The sequence below is a fragment of the Plantibacter cousiniae (nom. nud.) genome, from assembly GCF_977070315.1.
The window spans coordinates 203308-228650 of the sequence record NZ_CDRVEU010000007.1 but is presented as its reverse complement, the minus strand read 5'-3'; the positions used below and the strand labels follow the sequence as shown (position 1 = coordinate 228650).

Sequence of the window (25343 nt, the reverse complement as noted above, 5' to 3'; positions counted from 1 at the left end):
GGTCCTGCCAGGAAGGCCACTCAGCGTTACATCCCCCGTCAGCCCGGACCGTCATTCGGGCTGACTTTTTTGTGTCTGCAATGCCCTGCCTCTCCCGTCTCAAATCCAGCTTCGCTGGGTGATTCCAGCATTTTTTGCAACATCACCGCCTTTGCGTGGTCAACGCAAACCCCACTGTGGCGTGTCGAGATGTGTCTGGACGTAGATCCAGTCCATCAAACACAGGCTCGGTTACGGTGATCGAGACACTGCACTTACGGACTCTGGAATGACGGATGCTTGAACTCGCTGCTGGTTTTATCTGCCTCACTGCGCTGCTGACCTACGTGAACTACCGTTTCATCGGTCTACCCCCCACCATTGGCGTGATGGTCACTGCGCTGATGTTCTCGTTGCTGTTGCAGGGTCTGAGCTTTCTGGGCTATCCCGGCCTGGAAGATCGCGTTCAACAATTGATCGGTCAGATCGACTTCGGCGACCTGCTGATGAACTGGATGCTGTCCTTCCTGCTGTTCGCCGGGGCGCTGCACGTCAACCTTGGCGATTTGAGGAGCTACCGTTGGCCCATCGGCCTGTTGGCGACTTTCGGGGTGCTGATTGCCACCACTGTGATCGGCGCACTGGCCTACTGGATCTTTGCCCTGTTCGGCTGGCACGTCAGCCCGTTGTACTGCCTGCTGTTTGGTGCACTGATCTCGCCTACCGATCCGATTGCGGTGCTCGGTGTGTTGCGTACCGCCAACGCCTCCAAACCGCTGAAAACCACCATCGTTGGTGAAAGCCTGTTCAACGATGGCACGGCGGTGGTGGTGTTCACCGTGCTGCTGGGTATTGCGCAGCTGGGCGAAACGCCTACGGTGGGCGAAACGGCTCTGCTGTTCGCCCACGAAGCGGTGGGCGGTGTGCTGTTCGGCGGCCTGATCGGTTACGCCGTTTACCTGATGATCAAGAGCATCGAGCAGTATCAGATCGAGGTCATGCTCACGCTGGCGCTGGTGATCGGCGGCTCGGCGATGGCGTCTGAACTGCATGTGTCCGGTCCTATCGCGATGGTCGTGGCCGGCCTGATCATCGGCAATCTGGGACGTAATCTGGCGATGAACGACATGACCCGTCGTTACATGGACGGTTTCTGGGAGTTGCTGGATGACATGCTCAACGCGCTGCTATTCGCGCTGATCGGCATGGAGTTGTTGCTGTTGCCGTTCTCGTGGCAGCACCTGATTGCGGCCAGCCTGCTGGCAGCGGCGATTCTGCTGTCGCGCTTCGTCACCGTGGCCCCGGCCATCCTGCTCCTGCGTCGCTGGCGCAAGGTGCCGCATGGCACGATCCGCATCCTCACCTGGGGCGGCCTGCGCGGCGGTGTCTCGGTCGCCTTGGCGCTGGCGCTGCCGACCGGGCCGGAACGCGATCTGCTGCTGAGCATCACCTATATCGTGGTGTTGCTGTCGATCCTTCTGCAGGGCCTGACCATCGGCAAGCTGGTGAATGCCGTTACCCGTGCCCCGCAGGCGAAAGAACCGGCAGAGCATTGATCAGGCCGATGCAGCGGCGCGCCGGTATTCACTGGGCGTCTGCTGCATTTCCACGCGGAAGTGCCGGTTGAAGTTGGACAGATTGGCATAGCCGACTTCAAAGCAGATGTCCGACACCGACATCTCGCTGTGCAGCAGCAACCGGCAAGCCCGTTGGACCCGCAGTTTGCGCATCAGGTCGATAAAACAATGGCCCGTGGTGCGCTTGAAGAAGCGTGAAAAACCCGGATCGCTCATGTCCAGCCGCTGCGCGATGACGGACAGGCGAATATCGCAGGTCAATTCGGTCAGCAGATAGTCGAACGCCTTGTTGATCCGTTCGGAGCTGCGCGCATCCAGGGTCGGTGCATACCAGGTGCTGGCCAGCAGACGAACCTCCTGCGCAGGCGCTTTCATCAGCGTGTTGACCAGTTGCAGGAACAGAATCAGCCGCTCCAACCCCTGAGCCGGGCCGATCTGTTCAAGCAGGCGCGCGGCCTGCACCGCTGCTGCACCGCTGAACTCAAGGCCACGTCGCGCCTGCTCGAACAGACGCTGCAAATCGCCTATCTCCGGCAGCGTGCCGCGCAAGGCCAGCAACGCGGCACCATCAAACTGCAGAACCACGTCCCGCCCAGGCAGATGCTCACCGGGGGCCAGATCGCCGATCCAGTCATGCGGCAGATCCGGGCCGATCAGGGCCACATGCCCTGCCGCGAACTCACCGATGTAATCCCCGGCCACCAGCTTGCCGCTGCCCTGGCGGATCAGATGAATTTCGAATTCCGGATGATGGTTCCAGCGCGCCAGTGCGTAGGGATAGTCATGCTCGTACCAGCGAAAGCAGTGGTGGGGCTGCGGGAGAATAACCTCAAGCTCGGCAGGGCGCTGCTCGAGCAAGGCGGCTCGGCTGTCAGGCACGGGATGCCCCTTTTTATCGTTATGAATGCGCTGTTGACGTTTGAACATACCCCCTCGCGTTCAAACCGGCACTGATACTTTTTTGCTTTCGGACAGCCGGAGCGCGGCCGGTTAAAAAAGTATCAGTCGATCATCCGCGCTGCGTTTGTTCAGCCCCCTGAGGGCTGCTGTAATCAAGCCGTCCACCAGGGTGACTCAACCGTGGCCAACAACAAAAACAATGACTCCCGCCAGACAAGGCGCGGGGTGGAGAGCACTACGATGAACATTCGGAAAACGCTTTTCCTGTCCGCAGGCGTGTCCGCCGCCCTTTTCAACCTGACCGTCCAGGCTGCCGAAACCGTGACCATCGCCACGGTGAACAACGGCGACATGATCCGCATGCAGCGCCTGTCGAAAACCTTTGAGCAGCAGCATCCCGACATCAAGCTCAACTGGGTAGTGCTCGAAGAAAATGTTTTGCGCCAACGCCTGACCACCGACATCGCCACGCAGGGCGGCCAGTTCGACGTGTTGACCATCGGCACCTACGAGACCCCATTATGGGGCGCCAAACAGTGGCTGGAGCCAATCACCGATCTTGCGCCGGACTACGATCTGGAGGATATCTTTCCCTCGGTGCGCCAAGGCTTGTCAGTCAAGGACACGCTCTATGCCCTGCCCTTTTACGGCGAAAGCACCATCACTTATTACCGCACCGATTTGTTCAAGCAGGCAGGCTTGAGCATGCCCGAACACCCGACCTGGACGCAGCTGGGCGACCTCGCCGCGAAGCTGCATCAGCCCGACAAGGGCGTTTACGGCATGTGCCTGCGCGGCAAGGCCGGTTGGGGCGAGAACATCGCTTTGCTCAGTACCATGGCCAATGCATTCGGCGCGCGCTGGTTCGATGAGCAATGGAAACCGCAATTGACCAGCCCGGAATGGAGCAAGGCTGCGAATTTCTACGTCAACACCCTGAAAAACTATGGCGCGCCGGGCGTGTCGAGCAACGGCTTCAACGAAACCCTCGCGCTGTTCAACAGCGGCAAATGCGCCTTGTGGGTCGACGCCAGCGTGGCCGGCTCCTTCACGACGGACAAGGAACAGAGCAAAGTGGTCGACAGCGTCGGCTTTGCACCTGCGCCGGTTGAAGTGACTGACAAGGGTTCATCATGGCTTTACGCCTGGTCGCTGGCGATACCGACCACCTCCAAGCACAAGGATGCGGCCAAGGCGTTCATCACCTGGGCGACGTCCAAGGCGTATATCCAGCTGGTCGCCGAGACGGACGGCATCAGCAACGTGCCGCCTGGCACCCGCGCCTCCACCTACAGCGAGGCTTACCTGAAAGCTGCGCCGTTCGCCAAGGTCACGCTGCAAATGATGCAACACGCCGACCCGGCGCACCCCTCGGCCAAGCCTGTGCCCTACGTTGGTATCCAGTACGTGACCATTCCCGAGTTTCAGGCCATCGGCACCTCGGTCGGCAAGCTGTTCTCTGCCGCCGTGACCGGGCAAACCACCACTGAACAAGCGCTCACAGCCGCGCAGACGGTGACCGAGCGCGAGATGAAACGTGCCGGCTACCCGAAGTAGAGCGCCAGCCCTCAACTGTATTGAACGGACGATGAACCCATGAAACGACTTGAAGGTAAAAGCGCGCTGATCACCGGATCGGCGCGAGGCATCGGGCGGGCGTTTGCGCAGGCGTACATTTACGAAGGTGCGCGCGTAGCGATTGCCGATATCGATCTGCAGCGCGCACAGGCCACGGCGAACGAGCTGGGACCGAACGCCTACGCGGTCAGCATGGACGTGACGGACCAGGCGTCCATCAATCAGGCCATCGCCGCTGTGGTCGCACAGACCGGCAAGCTGGATATCCTGATCAACAACGCCGCGCTGTTTGATCTGGCACCAATTGTCGATATCACCCGCGACAGTTACGAACGGCTGTTTTCGATCAACGTCGCGGGCACCCTGTTCACTTTGCAGGCAGCAGCCAGGCAAATGATTGCCCAGGGGCACGGCGGCAAGATCATCAATATGGCCAGCCAGGCTGGTCGGCGTGGCGAGGCGCTGGTGGCGGTGTACTGCGCGACCAAGGCTGCGGTGATCAGCCTGACCCAATCGGCAGGACTGGACCTCATCAAGCATGGCATCAACGTCAACGCCATCGCACCGGGCGTGGTCGATGGCGAACACTGGGATGGCGTGGATGCGATGTTCGCCCGCTATGAAAACCGCCCGCTGGGCGAGAAGAAAAGGCTGGTGGGCGAACAAGTGCCTTTCGGGCGCATGGGCACAGCGGACGATTTGACCGGCATGGCCATTTTCCTGGCTTCAGCGGACAGCGAATACGTCGTAGCCCAGACCTATAACGTCGACGGTGGCAACTGGATGAGCTGAAGTGCGACGGGAGTAAAGATGAGCCGAACCGCGCAAAAAAGCCTGCAACTGCTTCCATTGCCGAAGCGATTGGCTAAGATGCGCGGACCGCCTGCTGCCTGAGGCGGCTCATTGATGTACAGGAGTACGAATGTCCACTGAAGAGGAGATCGCCATTTCCGGCGGTACACCTATGATCCCTGACCAGCGCCGGGAGCTGATGCTGCGTCAGTTGCGCAAGCATCAGGTGCTCAGCGTGCATCAGTTGATGGAGATGTTCGATTGCTCGCACATGACCATCCGCCGCGACATCGCCCAGCTGGAGCAGGAAGGTCGCGCCTACTCGGTCACCGGGGGCGTGCGTATCGCCAGCCAGGTCCACAGCGAGCCCAGCCACCAGTCCAAGGCCGTGGTGGAGTTGCCGCACAAGCAGGGTATGGCGCGGCTCGCAGCGGGCTTGTTGCACCCGGACATGACGATCTATCTGGACGCAGGCACCAGCACACTCGAAATCGTCCCGCATATCATCGCGCTGTCGGGCATGACTGTGGTCACCAATGATTTCGGCGTGGTCAACGCGCTGGCCGATGCTGCGCATGTGGATGTGATTCATACCGGCGGGCTGCTCGATCATCCGAACCGCTCCAGCGTCGGCGGCCTGGCAGCGGCGACCTTGCGCCAGCTGGCGACCGATGTGGCCTTCATGTCCACCAGCTCGTGGGACCTGCAACGCGGCACCACCACACCGTCGGCGCTGAAGGTCGAGGTCAAGCAGGCCGCCATGCAGTCCGCCTCGCAAACCGTGCTGATCACCACCAGCTCCAAATACGGCACCTTCGGCATGTACAAGGTGGCCGGGCTCGAGCAGTTCGACACCATCATCACCGACGCAGCCCTGGCCGAAGCGGCTGCCGACGGGATTCGCAAGCAGCGTATCGAACTGTTGCTGGCACCCGTGGCGGGCAAACGTCAGGCCCTCGATATCAAGTCCTGAACCTCATTGCGATGATCAGCAGGTCAAAAAAAACCCCGGTCTCTCGACCGGGGTTTTTTATTCAGCGCGGGCTAAGTATCAAGCCTTGGCTTTCTTGGCAGCGCGGGTACGCTCGCTTTCGTCCAGGATCTTCTTGCGAAGACGGATGGACTTCGGCGTTACTTCGCACAGCTCGTCGTCCTGGATGAATTCCAGAGCCTGCTCAAGGGTGAACTTGACAGGTGGAACCAGGGCGATGGTTTCGTCTTTGCCCGAAGCACGCATGTTGTCGAGCTTCTTGCCTTTGGTAGGGTTCACACCCAGGTCGTTGTCGCGGCTGTTCAGACCAACGATCTGACCACCGTAGATTTCCTGACCGTGCTCGACGAACAGCTTGCCGCGCGCCTGCAGAGTTTCCAGGGAGTAGGTCAGTGCCTTGCCGGTTTCAACCGAAACCAGAACGCCGTTCTGACGGCCGGACATGTCGCCGGACTTCATCACGTCGTAACGGTCGAAGATCGAGGTCAGGATGCCTGCACCGGAAGTGAGGGTCAGGAACTCGTTACGGAAACCGATCAGGCCACGGGCCGGGATGTTGTACTCGAGGCGAACACGGCCCTTGCCATCCGGAACCATGTTGGTCAGGTCGCCCTTACGCAGACCCATTTGCTCCATGATCGCGCCCTGGGATTCTTCCGGCAGGTCGATGGTCACGTTTTCGTACGGTTCGTGCTTCACGTCGCCTACACGACGGATGATCACTTCCGGACGACCAACACCCATTTCGAAGCCTTCGCGACGCATGGTTTCGATCAGTACCGAGAGGTGCAGCTCACCACGGCCGGAGACCTTGAACTTGTCGGCGGTGTCGCCTTCTTCAACGCGCAGGGCAACGTTGTACAGCAGTTCCTTGTCCAGACGTTCCTTGATGTTACGGCTGGTGACGAACTTGCCTTCCTTACCGCAGAACGGCGAATCGTTAACCTGGAAGGTCATCGAAACGGTAGGTTCGTCAACGGTCAGCGGCTTCATCGCTTCGACATTCAGTGGGTCGCACAGGGTGTCGGAGATGAACAGCTGGTCGAAGCCGCTGATGCAGACGATGTCGCCGGCAGCTGCTTCTTCAACGTCCACACGGTGCAGACCGTGGTGACCCATCAGCTTCAGGATACGGCCGTTACGCTTCTTGCCTTCGGCATCGATGGCAACAACCGGAGTGTTTGGCTTGACGCGACCGCGAGCGATACGGCCAACACCGATGACGCCCAGGAAGCTGTTGTAGTCCAGAGCCGAGATCTGCATCTGGAAAGGACCGTCACGGTCAACTTTTGGCGCAGGAACGTGATCGACGATCGACTGGTACAGCGGAGTCATGTCTTCAGCCATATCGGTGTGTTCCAGACCGGCAATGCCGTTCAGGGCCGAGGCGTAGACGACTTTGAAGTCCAGCTGTTCTTCGGTGGCACCCAGGTTGTCGAACAGGTCGAAGATCTGGTCCAGAACCCAGTCCGGGCGCGCGCCTGGACGGTCAACCTTGTTGATGACCACGATTGGACGCAGGCCGGCTTCGAATGCCTTCTTGGTCACGAAACGGGTTTGCGGCATAGGGCCGTCCTGGGCGTCGACCAGCAGCAGTACGGAGTCGACCATCGACATCACGCGCTCTACTTCACCACCGAAGTCGGCGTGGCCCGGGGTGTCCACGATGTTGATGTGGTAGCCATTCCAGTTGATCGCGGTGTTCTTCGCGAGAATGGTAATACCGCGCTCTTTTTCCTGGTCGTTGGAGTCCATCACGCGCTCGTCGTTGAGCTCGTTGCGCTCAAGGGTGCCGGACTGGCGCAGGAGTTTGTCTACCAGGGTGGTCTTACCATGGTCAACGTGGGCGATGATGGCGATGTTGCGTAGATTTTCGATCACTTGTGTATCTCGATCAGAGGATTCGGTCTGCTGACTGTTTAAAGGCAGCGATTAACTATTTCGAGTCGGCAAAAGCCGTTACGGCATGACGACTGGTGTCGGGGGGCCGGTGACGCAAGCCACAGGCAAACAGCCCCGGGCACTTAGCTCGGTCGATATACGCGCACATTGGCATGTCCCTCACTGAGCAAATGGTGGGCATGCAGGCGACTCATGACGCCTTTGTCGCAATACAGCAGGTACTGGCGCGTGTCATCCAGTGCCTTGAAACGGCTGTTCAATGCGTAGAACGGCAACGTCTGTATCTCCACGCCAGGCACCTGCAACGGCTGGTCTTCCTGGGCATCCGGGTGACGGATGTCGAGGATCACCTGACCGGCCAGCGCCTGGCTGACTTCTTCTATATCGACATTGCGGCTCAGATCGTCGATGACCCGATCGATCGAAACCAGCTTCGCGCGTTCGAGCGCCTGCTCGAGAATCGCCATGTCGAACTGTTTTTCTTCGTACTCAACGCGATTTCGCTTGGCGTTGGTCTTGGGGTTGACCGAAATCACCCCGCAATATTCAGGCATGTGCCGGGCGAAATCAGCAGTACCGATTTCAGTCGCCAGGTCCACGATGTCCTGCTTGTGGGTGGCAACCAGCGGCCGCAGGACCAGCTTGTCGGTCGCCGCGTCAATCAGCGACAGGTTGGGCAGCGTCTGGCTGGCAACCTGGGAAATCGCTTCGCCGGTCACCAGCACATCGATTTCAAGACTATCGGCCACGGCGGATGCAGCGCGTAACATCATACGCTTCAAAACTACACCCATATGACTGTTATCGACTTTCTGCAGAATTTCTCCGAGAACTTCCTCGAACGGTACGCTGACGAACAGCACGCGCTGAGAACTGCCGTACTTCTTCCAGATGAAGTGCGCGACTTCCATCACGCCCAGTTCATGGGCTCTTCCGCCGAGATTGAAGAAGCAGAAGTGCGCCATCAGACCGCGGCGCATGATCTGGTAGGCCGCAACGGTCGAATCGAACCCGCCGGACATCAATACCAGGGTCTGCTCCAGCGCGCCCAGCGGGTAACCGCCCATGCCCTGATGTTGGTCATGAACGACAAACAACCGTTGGTCGCGAATTTCCATGCGCACCACCAGATCGGGCTTTTTCAGCTCGATTCCGGCCGCGCCGCACTGCATGCGCAACTTGCTGCCGACGTATTTCTCGACGTCCATGGAGCTGAAGTCGTGTCGGCCGGCGCGCTTGCAGCGCACTGAAAACATCTTGCCAGGCAACAGGTCGGCGTAGTGCAGTTTGCACTTCGCAACCACGTCATCCAGATCGCCCAGCGGGTACTCGGCGACTTGCAGAAAGTTGGCGATGCCTGGCATGCAGCTCAGCCGCTCCCTGATGCCCTGCAGCACTTTGGGGTCGGTCAGCCGGGTTTCGACCTCAAGGTTGTCCCATACGCCACCCACGACAATGTCCGCGTCCAGTTCACGGAGCACGGTACGAATGTTCTTGCCCAGTTGCCGGATGAACTTCTTGCGCACCGGCGGGCTTTTGATGGTGATTTCTGGGAAAACTTTAACGATTAGTTTCATGGAAACGGAGCGTGAGGTGCCGACCAAAAAAGGGGGGCGCGGATTATAGCGGAAATTGCTCAAGGTTTAACCAGTTATCGTACACGCAATCACCGACGCACCAAAAAGAGTCGACACACCAAATTGCAGCGCCATAAAGGTGCGTTTTTTCCTGCGCGGTGCGTTTTCGCCCCCTGAAAACCAGCGTTTGAGGCAAAAAACCCAACACGGGGCACTGGCATGCAAATTGCTCCCTTGTGAGGCAGGTTGCCTTGGCAGAGTATTTGCGCCGGCATCACCCAAATTCAAGGGACCACAACTCTATCAAGTCGGTCTCTAGCCACCCGGAGGACACCATGTCGAAGTCGGTTCAACTCATCAAAGATCATGACGTTAAATGGATTGATCTGCGCTTCACAGACACCAAGGGCAAGCAGCAGCACGTCACCATGCCTGCGCGCGATGCACTGGAAGACGATTTCTTCGAAGTCGGCAAAATGTTCGACGGTTCCTCCATAGCTGGCTGGAAAGGCATCGAAGCGTCCGACATGATTCTCCTGCCGGATGACGAAACCGCCCTGCTCGACCCGTTCACCGAAGAGCCAACCCTGGTTCTGGTGTGCGACGTCATCGAACCTTCGACCATGCAAGGCTACGACCGCGACCCGCGCGCCATTGCCCACCGTGCCGAGGAATACCTGAAGTCCACCGGTATCGGCGACACCGTATTCGTAGGTCCGGAGCCAGAGTTCTTCATCTTCGACGAAGTGAAGTTCAAGTCCGACATCTCCGGTTCCATGTTCAAGATCTTCTCCGAACAGGCTTCCTGGATGACCGACGGCGACGTCGATGGCGGCAACAAGGGCCACCGTCCGGGCGTCAAAGGTGGTTACTTCCCGCTGCCACCGGTCGACCACGACCACGAAATCCGCACCGCAATGTGCAACGCTCTGGAAGAAATGGGCCAGGTCGTGGAAGTTCACCACCACGAAGTGGCAACTGCCGGCCAGAACGAAATCGGCGTGAAATTCAACACGCTGGTCAAGAAGGCTGACGAAGTTCAGACCCTCAAGTACTGCGTACACAACGTTGCCGACGCTTACGGCCGTACCGCTACTTTCATGCCCAAGCCACTGTACGGTGACAACGGTTCGGGTATGCACGTACACATGTCCATCTCCAAGGATGGCAAGAACACCTTCGCAGGCGAAGGCTATGCCGGTCTGTCCGATACCGCCCTGTACTTCATCGGCGGCATCATCAAGCACGGCAAGGCTCTGAACGGCTTCACCAACCCGTCGACCAACTCCTACAAGCGTCTGGTCCCGGGCTTCGAAGCACCGGTCATGCTGGCCTACTCGGCCCGTAACCGTTCCGCGTCGATTCGTATTCCTTACGTCTCCAGCCCGCGCGGCCGTCGTATCGAAGCACGCTTCCCGGATCCAGCGGCCAACCCGTACCTGGCATTCGCTGCCCTGTTGATGGCTGGCCTGGACGGCATCCAGAACAAGATCCACCCTGGCGACGCAGCTGACAAAAACCTGTATGACCTGCCGCCTGAAGAGGCCAAAGAGATCCCACAAGTTTGCGGCAGCCTGAAAGAAGCCCTGGAAGAACTGGACAAGGGCCGCGCGTTCCTGACCAAGGGCGGCGTTTTCAGCGACGACTTCATCGATGCCTACATCGAGCTGAAAAGCGAAGAAGAAATCAAGGTTCGCACCTTCGTACACCCACTGGAATACGAGCTGTACTACAGCTGCTGATCCAGCCACGCCAGCGTTGATGGCGTAACAGGAGACCTCCTTCGGGAGGTCTTTTTTTGCCCGGAGTTTACCGCGTGAACTTTTGTTCACCCCGCAACGCTGGCTCTGCCCGGTCGCCTGGAGTTAAATCTGCATCTCCCCACCGAACCGAGATGGAACTGCCATGCGCCTTATCCTGGCCACTTCCCTGCTGACAATGACGTTCATGTCTACCTGTTTCGCCTTCACTGCCGAGCAGAAGCCTTCTGCACTTGAACCTCTGCTGCAAGCGATCAGCGAGCGCCTGACCATCGCCGATCAAGTTGCCCTGAGCAAGTGGGACAGCGGCAAGGCCGTCGAGGACCCGCCGCGCGAGCTGCAAGTGATCAACGCAGCCCAGGCCCGCGCTGCCGAGTTCAAGCTCAACCCCGATGATGTTCAACGTCTGTTCCGCGCCCAGATCGAAGCCAATAAACAGGTGCAGAACGCCCTGCTCGCCCAGTGGCACGCGGCAGGCAAAGCGCCCGACACAGTCAGGCTCAGCCTGGTCGATGACATCCGTCCGAAGCTGGATCGCCTGCAGACCCAACTGCTCCAGGCCTACGCGGACTTCCAGCCACTGCGCAAGGCGGAAACCTGCCAGATGCAACTGGATGCGGCGCTGAAGCGTTATCAGACCAACCCGATTCACGATCAGGCGCTGGTACTGGCCACTGCCGACCTTTGCCCTGCGAAACTCTGACACATCAGGCAGATAGCGCAGCATAGGGCGATGTGTTCTATGCTGACGGCCAATCTTGCCCTGCTGTCGAGAGTATCATGCGTCAAAGTCTGATTTGCCTGCTGCTGTTGATCAGCCTGCCCGCGCTGGCGCAGATCTATAAGTACACCGATGCGAACGGTAACACCGCGTTCAGCAACCAGCCGCCCAACGGGGCCAAGACCGAAGTGGTCGAGTTGCCGCCACTCAACAGCATAGAAACGCAGACGCCTTCCAGACCGGTCGTCAACAGTGCGCCGCAACCAGCCCCTGTCGCACCACCCTCGCATCCGCAAACGGCCTATGACGTACTGGAACTCACCGACCTGCCCACCGACGAAGCGTTACGCGCCAACAATGGCACGTTCATCATCGGGGTGAAGATCCAGCCGCGTCTGCAACCGACTCACAGCCTGCAACTGCTGCTGGACGGCAACCTGTACGGGCAGCCCTCCAACCTGCCGCGCTTTCAAGTGGTCAACGTAGATCGCGGCGAACACAGCTTCGCGGTGGTCGTGAAAGACGGCGAGCGGATCATTCAGCAGAGTGAAACCATCACCCTGACCGTACAGCGCGTACACCTCGGCAAGCCATGAGCAGACACACGATGCGCCGTCTGCTGACCTGCCTGTTGCTGCTGTTGACGCTGCCCGCAGCGGCCGACGTCTATACCTACATCGACGCGCAGGGTAATCGGGTGTTTACCGACCAGCCGCGCAAGAACGCCACCCGCGTCGACATCGCGCCCAGCAACAACATGACCGGCACGCCGCCGACCCGGACCTTGAAGGCCCACCCTGCCAAACCTGCAATAAAGCCGATGTTTCATTACCAATTGCTGAGAATTCTGGTGCCCGAACCGGACGCCACCCTGGTCAATCCCAGTGGCGACCTGATCGTTACCGTCACCAGCGAACCGGTGTTACAGGAGGGGCACAGCTATCGATTGCTACTGGATGGTGTTGCCGTCGGCCAGGCCGGCCGCAGCCCGGTGTTCCCGTTGAGCAATGTCGATCGTGGCACGCATCAACTGTCGGTAGAGATTTTCGACGAACTTGGCCGTGTGCTGGAAAAAACACCGAACCAGCCCTTTCACGTGCAGCGCATTTCCCTGGCGCAAAAGCGCGCGACTCACCCCTGCAAGGAGGATGACTACGGTGTGCGGCCGGAGTGTCCGCTCAAGGACAAGCCCGAGCCCAAAAGCAGCATCCTGCCCTTCTTCTGATCTCGCCAAAACGCCAGCACCTTTTTGGTGCGCTCAATGACTGCCTGCGTAACAATACAGCCCAATCTGGTTCAGGAAGCCCGGCCGGGTAGCGCCGTATGCGGGCACGCTTTGCAAAAACGGCCCGACTTTGCAGATAAAACGCTTCTTTTCGGAGCCTTGGTTTGTTTTTTGCAACTTCACTGACACAGCACCGTATTGGTGGCTTTGCTCCTGCTGGCGCAGACCAGCCAGCACCAGCATGGCGCGACTGCAATGTGCCAAAAGAGGTCAACACGATTCATGACTATCAGCGATGCGCTGCACAGACTGTTACTGGATAACCTGACCACTGCCACCATTCTGCTCAACGCCGACCTGCGACTTGAGTACATGAACCCGGCAGCGGAAATGCTGCTGGCCATCAGCGGGCAGCGTAGCCATGGGCAATTCATCAGCGAGCTGTTCACCGAGTCGGCCGAAGCATTGAGTTCGCTGCGTCAGGCAGTCGAACAGGCTCATCCTTTCACCAAGCGCGAAGCGATGCTCACTGCACTGACCGGTCAGACCCTGACTGTCGACTATGCGGTGACGCCTATCCTCAGCAAGGGCGATACCCTGCTGTTGCTTGAAGTACACCCGCGTGACCGGTTGTTGCGCATTACCAAGGAAGAGGCCCAGCTGTCCAAGCAGGAAACCACCAAGATGCTGGTGCGTGGCCTGGCTCACGAAATCAAGAATCCGCTGGGCGGCATTCGCGGGGCCGCACAATTGCTGGCCCGCGAGCTGCCTGAAGAAAGCCTCAAGGACTACACCAACGTCATTATCGAAGAGGCCGACCGCCTGCGTAATCTGGTCGACCGCATGCTCGGCTCCAACAAGCTGCCATCGCTGGCCATGACCAATGTGCATGAAGTGCTAGAGCGTGTGTGCAGCCTGGTCGAGGCCGAAAGCCAGGGCTGCATCACCTTGGTGCGCGACTATGACCCGAGCATTCCCGACGTGTTGATCGACCGCGAGCAAATGATCCAGGCCGTGCTCAATATCGTGCGCAATGCCATGCAGGCCATCAGCGGCCAGAACGAATTGCGCCTTGGCCGGATCACCCTGCGCACCCGCGCCATGCGCCAGTTCACCATCGGCCACGTTCGCCATCGACTGGTGAGCAAGATCGAAATCATCGACAACGGCCCCGGTATTCCGGCCGAACTTCAGGAAACCATTTTCTACCCCATGGTCAGTGGCCGCCCGGACGGTACGGGATTAGGTCTTGCCATTACCCAGAACATCATCAGCCAGCACCAGGGTCTGATCGAGTGTGACAGCCATCCCGGCCACACCACATTCTCGATCTTCCTGCCGCTGGAACAAGGAGCAGCTTCGACATGAGCCGTAGTGAAACTGTCTGGATCGTAGACGACGATCGTTCTATCCGCTGGGTACTGGAAAAGGCCTTGCAACAGGAAGGCATGACCACGCAAAGCTTCGACAGCGCCGACGGGGTGATGAGCCGTCTGGCCCGTCAGCAACCCGACGTGATCATTTCCGACATCCGCATGCCGGGTGCCAGTGGCCTGGACCTGCTGGCGCGGATTCGCGAGCAGCATCCGCGTCTGCCGGTGATCATCATGACCGCCCATTCGGACCTGGACAGTGCCGTGGCGTCTTATCAGGGTGGTGCGTTCGAGTACCTGCCCAAGCCATTCGACGTCGATGAAGCCGTCTCGTTGGTCAAGCGCGCCAATCAGCACGCTCAGGAACAACAGGGCCTGGACGTTGCACCGACACTGACCCGCACCCCTGAAATCATTGGCGAAGCGCCAGCGATGCAGGAAGTGTTTCGCGCCATCGGCCGTCTGAGTCACTCCAACATCACGGTGTTGATCAACGGTGAGTCGGGAACCGGCAAGGAATTGGTCGCTCATGCATTGCATCGCCACAGCCCGCGTTCGGCCTCGCCGTTCATTGCGCTGAACATGGCGGCGATCCCCAAGGACCTGATGGAGTCCGAACTGTTCGGGCATGAAAAAGGCGCGTTCACCGGCGCGGCCAACCTGCGTCGTGGACGCTTCGAACAGGCCGACGGCGGCACGCTGTTTCTCGATGAAATCGGTGACATGCCGGCCGACACCCAGACCCGTCTGCTGCGCGTGCTGGCCGATGGCGAGTTCTACCGGGTAGGCGGGCACACGCCGGTCAAGGTCGACGTGCGCATCATTGCCGCGACACACCAGAACCTCGAAACCCTGGTACAGGCCGGCAAGTTCCGCGAGGACTTGTTCCACCGCCTGAACGTGATCCGTATCCACATTCCGCGCATGTCGGACCGTCGTGAAGACATCCCGACCCTGGCCAAGCACTTCCTCAGCCGCGCGGCTCAGGAACTGGCGGTCGAACCCAAGCTGCTCAAGGCCGAGACCGAGGAATACCTCAAGCATCTGCCGTGGCCTGGCAACGTGCGTCAGCTGGAAAACACCTGCCGCTGGATCACGGTCATGGCGTCGGGTCGTGAAGTGCACATCAGCGACCTGCCACCGGAACTGCTGAGCCTGCCGCAGGACGCCGCGCCGGTCACCAACTGGGAACAGGCGCTGCGCCAGTGGGCCGATCAGGCCTTGTCTCGTGGTCAGTCCAGCCTGCTGGACAGCGCCGTGCCGACCTTCGAGCGGATCATGATCGAAACCGCCCTCAAGCACACCGCCGGTCGCCGCCGCGACGCCGCCGTACTGCTGGGCTGGGGCCGCAACACCCTGACCCGCAAGATCAAGGAACTGGGCATGAAGATCGATGGCGGGGATGACGACGAGGCCGATGAGGGCTGAGTGGTTATATGATGGTCATTAGTGCCAATGCTCCGCATTGGCATGCATTTCGAAACACTCTGCGCCGCGCCTACTATTCAAGGCAGGACGCAGAGCGTCCAGAACTGCATTCCCACGCGGAGCGTGGGAAAGATAGTCATCTCAGGAATTGCGTGTAACGCTCAGCTCAGCTCAGCACCGCATCACTCAGCCAGTGATGGTTTTTCCCACAGGTTGATTCCGCCTTCCACCGCAAAGCTGTCGATCTCGGTCAGTTCTTCGGGACTGAACGCGAGGTTCTTCAGCGCGCCGACGTTTTCGACAATCTGCTCCGGACGGCTCGCACCGATCAACGCAGAGGTCACGCGCGGATCGCGCAGCGTCCAGGCCAGGGCCATTTGTGCCAGGCTCTGACCGCGACGCTGGGCGATTTCGTTGAGCGCACGCACGTGGGCGATGTTCTGCTCGGACAGGTGCGAAGCCTGCAGCGAGCCGCCACCCGGACGATTGACCCGCGCATCCTTGGGCACACCGTTCAGGTATTTGTCCGACAGCAACCCCTGGGCCAACGCGGTAAAGGCGATCACGCCCGCGCCCAGCTCTTCAGTCGCGTCGAGCAAGTCTTTCTCGACCCAGCGATTGAGCAGGTTGTAGGCCGGCTGGTGGATCAGCAACGGCACTTTCCACTCTTTGAGCAACGCCGCGATTTCACGGGTCTTGGCCCCGGAATAGGATGAGATACCGATATACAGCGCCTTGCCCTGCTGAACCGCGGTGGCCAGCGCGCTGGCGGTCTCTTCCAGCGGAGTGTCCGGGTCGAAACGGTGGGAATAGAAGATGTCGACGTAATCGAGCCCCATGCGCTGCAGGCTCTGGTCGAGGCTGGCGAGCACGTATTTACGTGAACCACCGCCCTGTCCGTATGGGCCCGGCCACATGTCCCAGCCAGCCTTGCTGGAGATGATCAGTTCATCACGGTAGTGCTTGAAGTCTTCGCGCAGCAGACGGCCGAAGTTGATCTCGGCGCTGCCGTACGGCGGGCCATAGTTGTTGGCCAGGTCGAAATGGTTGATGCCCAGATCGAACGCCGTGCGCAGCATGGCGCGCTGGGTGTCGATCGGCGTGCTGTCACCGAAGTTGTGCCACAAGCCCAAAGACAGTGCCGGAAGCACCAGCCCGCTGCGGCCGGTACGGCGATAAGGCATGTCTTCGTAACGATTTTCGGCAGCGATGTAGGTCATTGAATCCTCTCTTGTCTGGGGGATATTCGAGGCGTCTTGATTGCGTTTGCGAACAGGCGACGCCTGTTCGCAACGCCGGAATCATGGCTTTTGCCAGACAACCTGCTGAATGTCGACCCGCTTAGGTATCAAGTGGTTGTCGTAAAACAGATCAGCGGTCGCCTGCTGCGCACTTACGATCTCCGGCGTGATCGGCAGGCTGGGTGATACAGGCCGATGGTCAAGATACTGAGTCATGACCGCTTCGGACAAGCCCATGCTGCGCGCCAGTATCTGAATACTCTCGGCACGCTGCGAGCGCGACAGCCCATCGGCAACTGTCAGTTCATCGAGCACCTGCTGCACGAGCGCTGCATTTTCCTCGGCAAACGCCCGCCGTGCGGTATAGAACGGCCCGGACAATCCAAGCCCCTCGCCGTTGGCCAGCAGGCGAGTGTGGCCTTCGCTCATAGCGATGGAGTAGTAAGGGTCCCAGATCGCCCAGGCATCGACACTGCCGTTTTCAAAGGCAGCGCGGGCATCGGCAGGGGTCAGATAGATTGGCTGAATATCCTTGAAGGTCAGGCCTGCTTTGTTGAGCAAACGCAGCACCACGTTATGCGAGCTGGAGCCTTTCTGCAGCGCGACCTTGCGGCCTTTCAATTCTGCGACGCTGTGCACCGGGCTTTCGTTGCGCACCAACAGGGTTTCCACCTGCGGCTTGGGTGGCTCGGCACCAATGTAGACCAGGTCGGCACCTGCGACCTGGGCGAAAATCGGCGGAATGTCGCCGGTGGAGGCGATGTCCAGGCTGCCAATGTTCAGCGCCTCCAGCATCTGCGGCCCGGCCGGAAACTCGATCCATTTGATTTGTTTCTCGGGAAAACGCTTTTCCAGCAAGCCGTGTTCCTTGGCCAGCACCAGCGTGACAGAGCCCTTCTGGTAGCCGATGCGGAGGGTGTCGGGCTCGACGGCAGCAGCTGTCCCGAACAGGCCGCTGAAAGCCAGAATGGCGGCGATAAACGTGAATGGTTTCATGAGTGATCCCTTAATTCTGTATAAAAATCTGCCTCTGATTCTGGCCGAAGCCCGCTTGCTGCGCTCATCAGGACTTGCATGCGGCAACGATCAAAATTTGTAAGCAGGCCGTTGCAAGCCCAGGTTTTCACGCAAGGTCGTGCCCTCATACTCGGTACGAAACAGCCCGCGCCGCTGCAACTCCGGCACCAGCAACTGCGCGACATCTTCCAGACCACCCGGCAGATGCGGCACCAGCACATTGAAGCCATCCGCCGCGCCTTGCTCGAACCAGCGTTGCAGCTCATCGGCAATCTGCTCAGGCGTACCGATCAGGCTGTAATGCCCTCGCCCGCCGGCAATCCGCCGCCCCAGTTGCGCCAGGGTCAGGTTTTCCTGATCGGCCAGTTCGGTGAGCAGTTTCTGCCGGCTGCGCTGGCCGCTGTCGGTCAGTGGCAGCTCTGGCAACGGGCCATCCAGCGGGTAACCCGACAGGTCGAAATTGCCCAGCATGCGGCCCAGCAGAGCGACCCCGACCTGAGGCTCGACCAGCGCCTGAAACGACTCGAATTTAGCTTTCGCCAAGGCTTCGGTTTCGGCCACGACGATGAACACGCCGGGCATGATTTTCAGCGAATCGACGTCACGCCCGTAAGCACTCAGACGGCCTTTGATGTCCGCATAAAACGCCTGGGCGCTGGCCAGCGAGGTCTGCGCGGTGAACACCACTTCCGCCGTCTGCGCCGCCAGGTCACGCCCGACTTCCGAGGAACCAGCCTGCACCACCACCGGTTGTCCTTGCGGCGAACGTGCCACGTTCAGCGGGCCTTTGACGCTGAAGTGCTCGCCCTGGTGATCGAGCACATGCAGCCTGGCCGGGTTGTAATACTCGCCGCTGGCCTTGTCGCGGGTGAAGGCATCGTCTGCCCAGCTGTCCCAAAGGCCGGTCACCACCTGATGAAACTCTCGTGCGCGGCTATAGCGCTCGGCATGCCCCACATGCTCGGCGCGACCGAAGTTCTGCGCTTCGGCGGCGGCATCCGAAGTCACCAGATTCCAGCCCGCTCGCCCACCGGAGAGATGATCCAGCGAGGCGAACTTGCGGGCTACGTGATACGGCTCGTTGTAGGTGGTGGTTGCCGTCGCGATCAGACCGATATGCTCAGTCACCGCACTGAGTGCCGAGAGCAGGGTCAGCGGTTCGAAATGATCGGAGCGTGCCATGCGGCTGGCGATATCACCGGTCGCGGCAGCCACGCTGTCGGCGACGAACAGTGCATCGAATTTTGCCGCCTCCGCAACCCTGGCCACGTGCCGGTAATGCTTGAAATCCAGCCCTGCATCCGCAGGCACATCCGGGTGCCGCCAGGCAGCGACATGATGCCCGGTGGCCATCAGGAAAGCGCCCAGCTTCATCTGTCGAGCAGTCGTGCTCATACCTCACTCCTTACGTGTTGCCTGGTGTCTCGGCTCAAAAATCCTTGCGTAACTGCACACCGAAATAACGTTCATCATCACGCGGCACGGATTGGTAAACGTAGTTGCCCCCGGTCGCCAGCATTGGCGAATAGGACTTGTCAGCCAGGTTCTTGCCCAGCAATGCCACACGCCAGCCACTGTTGTAATCAGCCAGTGCCACGCTGGCGTTCCAGATGCCGTAAGCGCCCTGTTTGGTGTCCGGGTTCTGGCTGATGTCGTACTGCACTTCGCTCTGCCAGCTGTAATCGGTGCCCAGTTCGATATCCAGGCCGTTGTCCAGCGGGAGGGTGTAGTCGGCGCGCACGTAGCTTTTCCAGTCCGGGCTGTACGGCAGGGTTTTGCCGTCGACGTTGCAGGACGCCGCCGCACCGGCCGGGCAGGCAAAGCTGTCGATGCGTGCTCTGGTGTAGGACAGCGCGCCGGAGAGTTTCAGGTTTCGCGTGGCTTGCAGGGCGTAATCCAGCTCGACGCCTTCGGTGCTGACACTGCCGGCGTTGATCAGGCGCGTCACGACCTGTCCGGCAACACTGTCGAAGAAGTTCGCCTGATAGTTGTCGTATTCGCTGTGGAACACCGCCAGGTTGGTGGTCAGGCGATTATTCCAGGTGGTGGCCTTGAGGCCGACCTCCCAGGTGTTCGAGGTTTCCGGCTTGAGGGCCTCGGTGTCACGCGGCTGCATGTTGAAGAACACGTTGTAGGCCGGACCTTTGTAACCGCGCGAGTAAGTGATGTAGGTCATCACACTGTCGCTCAGGTCGTATTGCAAACCGAGACGCCCGGACTTGCCGTCTTCGTCCACCGACCCGGAACTGCTGGTCGCTGGCTGAATGCCGCTGACGGTCGTAGCCGATGTCGAGACGCGGCGATGATCGTATTCCAGATCGTCGTGGGTCCAGCGTGCCCCGGCAATCGCACGGAAGTCCGGGGTGAAATTGAACGTGGTTTCGCCGAACACCGAATAACTGTCGGTGGTGGTGCTGTAGTCGGCGATGCCGCGATCCTGAGTCGTCGGTGTGATCAGCGTGCGCTGATAGGTCTCGTCGCTCTTGCCGTGCATGTAAAACAGCCCGCCCACGTATTCGACGAACTGGCCTTTCGGCGACGCCAGACGCAGCTCCTGTGAATACTGGTTGAACTCAAGATCGCCCTTGTCTTCAGTGCCGGGGAATGCGGAGGTGATGGTGCCAAGCCGGTCGCCGTCCTGATACTGCGTGTTGTCCCAGCCGCGCCAGGCGGTGATGGAGGTCAGGGTGTAGTCGCCCAGTTGCCAGTCGAGCTGACCGGACAGGCCTTTGTTGACGTCATCGACATGGCTGCGGTAATCGCTGACGACATTGCGGTTATCGCTGTCGGCACGTACCGGCGCCAGGGCACTGGCGAAGGACGGGGTCAGCGCCTTGGTTACCACGCCGTTGGGCGCGTCGTCATGGGACTGCATGTAGTCCGCTGCGAGGGTGAAGGTGATGTCGTCATTGGGCGTGAATTCCAGCTTGCCGCGTGCACCCTTGCGGTTGTAACCGTTGACTTCCTGACCATTGAGCTTGTTATCGACATTGCCGTCATAGCTACCGAACAACGTCGTGATCGAGCCTTTGAGGGTCTGCGGAATCAGGCTGCCGCCAATACCGAAACGGGTGCGGCTTTCGTTGCCGCTGTAATACGACTGATCGATGTAACCGTGAGTCTCTTCGGTCGGTGCCTTGGTGGTGACGTTCAGCACGCCCGCCGAAGCGTTCTTGCCGAACAGCGTACCTTGCGGGCCGCGCAGCACTTCGATGCGTTCCAGGTCGAGCAAGTCCAGCGTGGCCTGACCCGGACGGGCATACACCACGCCGTCGATCACGGTTGCCACGGTCGGTTCGACGCCTGGCGAGGTGGAAATGGTGCCGACACCGCGAACGAACAGCGAAGTGTCCTTGTTGGAAGCCCCGGTGCGGAAATTCAACGACGGCACCTGCTGCACAATACTGGCCACGCCATTACGGTTATCGCGCTCCAGTTGTTCGCCCTCGATCACGGACACGGCAACCGGTACTTTTTGCAGCGATTCTTCACGGCGTGTGGCGGTCACGGTCACCGATTCCAGCGCTACCGTTTCTGTATTCAGCCCTGCCGCTGTCTCTGCCATGGCCGGAACACACGGCAATGCCGTCAGCCCCATCAGTAACCACCCACAACGACGCCCCCGCGCCGCATGAACCTGATCGATCGCCTGCGCCAGAAGCGTGTGTCTGACGCCATCCCCAGCTGTTGTGTGCATCTGCGTGCCTACCTGAAATATGCCCTGATCCGACAGTGCGATGCGCACTGGCGCCTATACGTGCTGACTAAACCGGGTCCGGGCATTCGCGGTGGCGAGTAGCAGACAAACCATCTTTGTTAGCGCTAACATCGCCAGTATCGGGAAATGCTAGATAGACCGTCCAATACTGAAAAATTAGTTTTATATTCTTTTTACTTTTATGCGAAGTGATCGAGCATGGCCGACGAGAAACCCCTGACACGTAAACGCCGAGGCGCAGGCCGGGTGACGATCACTGCCGTGGCGCGTCAGGCGGGGGTGTCGGCCATTACCGTATCGCGCTATTTCAATCAGCCGGAACAGGTATCGCCCGAACTGCGCGAGCGGATTGCGAGCACGGTCAATGCACTGGGTTACGTGCCCAATCTGGTTGCTGGCGGCCTGGCGTCAGCACGCAGCCGGGTGGTGGCGATGGTGATTCCCAACATCTCCGGGCCGATCTTTGCCAATACCATTCAGGGCTTCAGTGACACCCTGAGCCGGCACGGTTTTCAGTTGCTGCTGGCCTCCAGCTACTTTTCCGCCGAGCAGGAAGAAAGCGCGGTACGGGCATTTCTGGGCTGGTCACCGGCGGCACTGGTGCTGACCAGTCGCTTTCACAGCCCTGCTACCGAGAAAATGATCGAGCAGACCGATGTTCCGGTGATCGAAACCTGGGACCATCAACCCGACCGCAGTCCGATCCAGATCGGCTTTTCGCACTACGACGTCGGCGTCATGGCAGCCCATTATCTGCATGACAAGGGCTACCGGCGAATCGCGTTCGTACAGAACAGCATCGCGGGCGACTTCAGCGCACTGGAGCGCCGCGACGGCTACGCTGCGACTCTGGAAGGGCTCGGTATCACGCCGTGGGTCTTCGTCCCGGACGCGGACCGAGCGCCATTCGAGGCAGGCAAACAGGCGATGGACACCCTGATGAACCAAGAGCACCGCCCTGACGCGATCTTCTTCGCCAACGACAACCTTGCAGCCGGCGCCCTGCTCGCCAGCCAGCGCGCAGGCCTGAGCATTCCGCAGGATTGCGCCGTGATGGGTTTTGGCGACTACGCCTTCGCAGAAATGATGCTGCCCAGCCTGACCACCATCAAACCGCCCGCACTGCAGATCGGCGTAATGGCCGCCACGCGGGTGCTTGAAAGCCTCGGAGTGTTACCGGTAGAGGGAGAGATACAACGCCTGAACCTGCTGGAATGCAGATTGGTAGAGCGGGAGAGTACGTGAGCCTGCCGTACTCTCAAGCCTAAGCGGGAGCGTGAGGGACGATAGTTGTAACCGCCCCCCACGGCCCGATCACCGCACCAGATGCAGAAACTGCATATGCCGCTCGTACTGATCGAGCACGTCGTTGATGACCTGTTCCTTTGTGTAGCCCACCAGGTCGTAGTCCTGACTGCCCTCGCTCAAGTGAACTTCGGCGCGGTAGTAGCGGCGGTTGTTCAATTGCTTGGAGCCCATGCCGCCACGAGCGAACGAAGGCGTGAAGAAGCCTTTCATCTGCACCTGGTAAATGAACGGACGTTCTTCGCCGTGACCGATTTCCAGGGTCACCGAGTCGTTGGACGGGTCGGGCACGTTGACCACGTTCAAACCCTTTTCGACGAACACCGCCGTCACTTCTTCAATCGCCGGACGCACGGTCTGATCGAGGAAACGGTACACCTCGTCTCGCGACGGGTAATGCACAGCTTGGCTCAGGCGCTGACGCCACCCGCCGCGCCTTGAACCGGACACTGGCGCCAACGAATACAGTTGCGCAATCTGGCGCTGGGATTCCATGACGAACGCTTTGTGCAGGCCCCACATCATCAGCAGCAGAATCAGCGAGAACGGCAGCGAGGTCAGTACCACAGCCGACTTCAGCGCATCGATACTGCCCGAGAACAACAGGCCACTGGTGATCAGCGCCGTGGCCACACCCCAGAACACCCGCAGCCATTTCGGACCGTCTTCGTCAGGGTTGCCGCCTTTGGCTGACAGTGTCGACAGCACCACAGTGCCCGAATCGGCCGACGTCACGAAGAACACAAAGCTGATGAACACCGTGACCGCAATGACCGTCTTGCTCCACGGATAGGTTTCCAGCAGCAGGTACAGGGTCATCGACGGATCGTCGATAGCCGACTGACCCAGCGCAGTCATGCCATGGTTGAGCACTTGATCGATGGCGCTGTTACCGAAGATCGACATCCACGCCAGGGTGAAGCCCAGCGGGATCAGCAACACACCGAAGACGAACTCACGGATGGTCCGGCCACGCGAGATACGCGCAATGAACAGGCCCACGAACGGCGCCCAGGCAATCCACCAGGCCCAATAGAACACCGTCCAGCCGCCCAGCCAGTCACTCGGCTCGTTGTAGGCATACACGTCGAAACTCTTGCTCGGCAGTGCACCCAGATAGTCACCGATGTTCTGCACCAGCGTGTTGAGCAAGTGCTGAGTCGGGCCGGCGAACAGCACGAACAACAGCAACGCACAGGCCAGCAGCATGTTGATGTCGGACATGACGCGCACGCCTTTGTCGACACCTGCGATCGCCACCAGAATCGCCGCGCCCATCATCAGGGTGATCAGTCCGACCTGAATCCAGTGGGTGTGCGCCACGCCAAACAGGTAATCCAGACCGGAGTTGAGGTGCAGCACCCCGAAGCCCATGTCTGCGCCGAGGCCGAAGATGGTCGCAATGATGCCGAAACCATCGACCGCATAGCCGATAGGGCCGTTGATGCGTTTGCCGATCAGCGGATACAGCGCCGAACGCAGGGCCAGCGGCAGGTTGTGCCGATAGGCGAAATAGGCCAGCGCCATCCCGACGAAGGCAAACACGCCCCAGCCATGCAGCCCCCAGTGCAGAAACAGCAACTGCATGCCCTGGCGTGCTGCTTCTGCGGTACCACCCTCGCCCTGCGGCGGTTGCAGCAGGTGCGTCAGGGGTTCTGAAACGCAGAAAAAGAACAGCGTAATGCTGATGCCGGCGGCAAACAGCATCCCGGCCCATGACAGGTAACTGAACTCGGGTTCGTCGTGGTCGGCACCGAGCTTGATCTTGCCGAAGCCCGACAAGGCGGTGACCACCACGAAGACCAGGTACAGGGTCATGACCATCATGTAGTACCAGCCGACCGTGTTGGCCGCCCAGTTTTGCGCCGCCAGCAGCCATTCGCCGCTGGCTTGCGGGAACGCGATCACGACGATGCCGAAAATCAGAATAAAACTCGCAGCGAAATAGAACACTGGAGCATTCATGCGAACCATGCCGCTTGAAGAGGAACTCGCAGAACTCATCGGTTGAGTGCCTCCGGACTGATAAAACCAACTGCAAAAAGCGGATACGGCAAGGGTAAGCCTCCTGTTGTGAGCGGGCAGCGAACCACCGGTTTAACTTGAACGAGCGTTCAATTTAAACACGAAAACACCCGCGAGACCTAATCGCAGGCCGGTGAATGCTGGCTCAGGCCTGGGTATGACGCATGCTTGAGGGGGTTCGTTCCCATGCTAAAGAGGCCATTTGCAGCCCGCCAAATGCGCTGCTTGCAAACA

The 25343-nt window shown here is 59.7% G+C and carries 20 protein-coding genes; 11 read left to right on the top strand and 9 right to left on the bottom strand.

What is annotated here, in order from left to right; translation table 11 throughout:
* Positions 1–275 precede the first annotated feature (275 nt).
* Entirely contained in the window at positions 276–1535 is a 1260-nt protein-coding gene (locus ACW55A_RS15580; RefSeq protein ID WP_024663423.1) for a cation:proton antiporter, read from the top strand.
* Here ACW55A_RS15580 and ACW55A_RS15575 read toward each other — a convergent pair whose 3' ends face one another.
* The gene (locus ACW55A_RS15575) at positions 1536–2435 is read right to left on the bottom strand and encodes a helix-turn-helix domain-containing protein (RefSeq protein WP_498811422.1); all 900 of its coding nucleotides are present in this window, start codon (positions 2433–2435) and stop codon (positions 1536–1538) included.
* Positions 2436–2696: 261 nt separating this feature from the next.
* Between ACW55A_RS15575 and ACW55A_RS15570 the strand changes: the two genes are divergently transcribed.
* From ACW55A_RS15570 to ACW55A_RS15560, 3 genes are all read left to right on the top strand, one after another.
* A complete protein-coding gene (locus ACW55A_RS15570) occupies positions 2697–4013 on the top strand; it encodes an ABC transporter substrate-binding protein (RefSeq protein ID WP_498811421.1) in 1317 nt (438 codons plus the stop codon).
* A 39-nt stretch (positions 4014–4052) separates the two neighbouring features.
* Positions 4053–4826: an L-iditol 2-dehydrogenase gene (locus tag ACW55A_RS15565; RefSeq protein ID WP_455808585.1), complete on the top strand. Its 774-nt coding sequence runs from the start codon at positions 4053–4055 to the stop codon at positions 4824–4826.
* Positions 4827–4956: 130 nt separating this feature from the next.
* The gene (locus ACW55A_RS15560; RefSeq protein WP_455808584.1) at positions 4957–5799 is read left to right on the top strand and encodes a DeoR/GlpR family DNA-binding transcription regulator; all 843 of its coding nucleotides are present in this window, start codon (positions 4957–4959) and stop codon (positions 5797–5799) included.
* A gap of 78 nt (positions 5800–5877) precedes the next feature.
* Here the strand turns inward: ACW55A_RS15560 and typA are convergent, their stop codons facing one another.
* Together typA and thiI are read right to left on the bottom strand one after the other, a co-directional pair.
* Positions 5878–7698 carry a translational GTPase TypA gene (gene typA / locus ACW55A_RS15555; protein WP_002555714.1) on the bottom strand — a complete coding sequence of 607 codons (1821 nt, stop codon included), beginning with the start codon at positions 7696–7698 and terminating at the stop codon, positions 5878–5880.
* Positions 7699–7841: 143 nt separating this feature from the next.
* Positions 7842–9296, bottom strand: coding sequence for a tRNA uracil 4-sulfurtransferase ThiI (gene thiI / locus ACW55A_RS15550; protein ID WP_455808583.1), 1455 nt, complete (start codon positions 9294–9296; stop codon positions 7842–7844).
* 335 nt (positions 9297–9631) lie between these two features.
* Here thiI and glnA point away from each other — a divergent pair, with 335 nt between their 5' ends.
* The 4 genes from glnA to ACW55A_RS15530 all read left to right on the top strand — a co-directional run bounded on the left by glnA (position 9632) and on the right by ACW55A_RS15530 (position 13002).
* A complete protein-coding gene (glnA, locus tag ACW55A_RS15545) occupies positions 9632–11038 on the top strand; it encodes a glutamate--ammonia ligase (protein ID WP_003372080.1) in 1407 nt (468 codons plus the stop codon).
* Between the two features lie 163 nt (positions 11039–11201).
* Positions 11202–11759 carry a chorismate mutase gene (locus ACW55A_RS15540; protein WP_096128555.1) on the top strand — a complete coding sequence of 186 codons (558 nt, stop codon included), beginning with the start codon at positions 11202–11204 and terminating at the stop codon, positions 11757–11759.
* A gap of 77 nt (positions 11760–11836) precedes the next feature.
* On the top strand, positions 11837–12373 hold the full coding sequence (locus ACW55A_RS15535; protein ID WP_455808581.1) for a DUF4124 domain-containing protein: 537 nt from the start codon (positions 11837–11839) through the stop codon (positions 12371–12373).
* 11 nt (positions 12374–12384) lie between these two features.
* Entirely contained in the window at positions 12385–13002 is a 618-nt protein-coding gene (locus tag ACW55A_RS15530) for a DUF4124 domain-containing protein (protein WP_044310463.1), read from the top strand.
* 33 nt (positions 13003–13035) lie between these two features.
* On the opposite strand, the gene ACW55A_RS15525 is transcribed toward ACW55A_RS15530, so the two are convergent.
* Positions 13036–13245: a hypothetical protein gene (locus ACW55A_RS15525; RefSeq protein WP_455808580.1), complete on the bottom strand. Its 210-nt coding sequence runs from the start codon at positions 13243–13245 to the stop codon at positions 13036–13038.
* Between the two features lie 39 nt (positions 13246–13284).
* Here ACW55A_RS15525 and glnL point away from each other — a divergent pair, with 39 nt between their 5' ends.
* Both glnL and ntrC read left to right on the top strand, forming a co-directional pair.
* Positions 13285–14370, top strand: coding sequence for a nitrogen regulation protein NR(II) (gene glnL / locus ACW55A_RS15520; RefSeq protein ID WP_002555720.1), 1086 nt, complete (start codon positions 13285–13287; stop codon positions 14368–14370).
* On the top strand, positions 14367–15803 hold the full coding sequence (gene ntrC, locus ACW55A_RS15515) for a nitrogen regulation protein NR(I) (protein WP_003413458.1): 1437 nt from the start codon (positions 14367–14369) through the stop codon (positions 15801–15803). Before glnL ends, ntrC begins: the two co-directional genes overlap by 4 nt.
* A 182-nt stretch (positions 15804–15985) precedes the next feature.
* Here ntrC and mgrA read toward each other — a convergent pair whose 3' ends face one another.
* The 4 genes from mgrA to ACW55A_RS15495 all read right to left on the bottom strand — a co-directional run bounded on the left by mgrA (position 15986) and on the right by ACW55A_RS15495 (position 21758).
* Positions 15986–17023: an L-glyceraldehyde 3-phosphate reductase gene (gene mgrA / locus ACW55A_RS15510; protein WP_003372090.1), complete on the bottom strand. Its 1038-nt coding sequence runs from the start codon at positions 17021–17023 to the stop codon at positions 15986–15988.
* An 81-nt stretch (positions 17024–17104) separates the two neighbouring features.
* A complete protein-coding gene (locus tag ACW55A_RS15505) occupies positions 17105–18040 on the bottom strand; it encodes a sulfonate ABC transporter substrate-binding protein (RefSeq protein ID WP_226439824.1) in 936 nt (311 codons plus the stop codon).
* 90 nt (positions 18041–18130) lie between these two features.
* On the bottom strand, positions 18131–19456 hold the full coding sequence (locus tag ACW55A_RS15500) for an LLM class flavin-dependent oxidoreductase (protein WP_455808577.1): 1326 nt from the start codon (positions 19454–19456) through the stop codon (positions 18131–18133).
* A gap of 34 nt (positions 19457–19490) precedes the next feature.
* A complete protein-coding gene (locus ACW55A_RS15495) occupies positions 19491–21758 on the bottom strand; it encodes a TonB-dependent receptor (protein ID WP_498811420.1) in 2268 nt (755 codons plus the stop codon).
* 219 nt (positions 21759–21977) lie between these two features.
* Here ACW55A_RS15495 and ACW55A_RS15490 point away from each other — a divergent pair, with 219 nt between their 5' ends.
* A complete protein-coding gene (locus tag ACW55A_RS15490) occupies positions 21978–23024 on the top strand; it encodes a LacI family DNA-binding transcriptional regulator (protein ID WP_455808575.1) in 1047 nt (348 codons plus the stop codon).
* Positions 23025–23093: 69 nt separating this feature from the next.
* On the opposite strand, the gene betT is transcribed toward ACW55A_RS15490, so the two are convergent.
* Complete coding sequence (gene betT, locus ACW55A_RS15485; protein ID WP_044310459.1) at positions 23094–25088, bottom strand: choline transporter BetT; 1995 nt, start codon at positions 25086–25088, stop codon at positions 23094–23096.
* Positions 25089–25343: the final 255 nt, after the last annotated feature.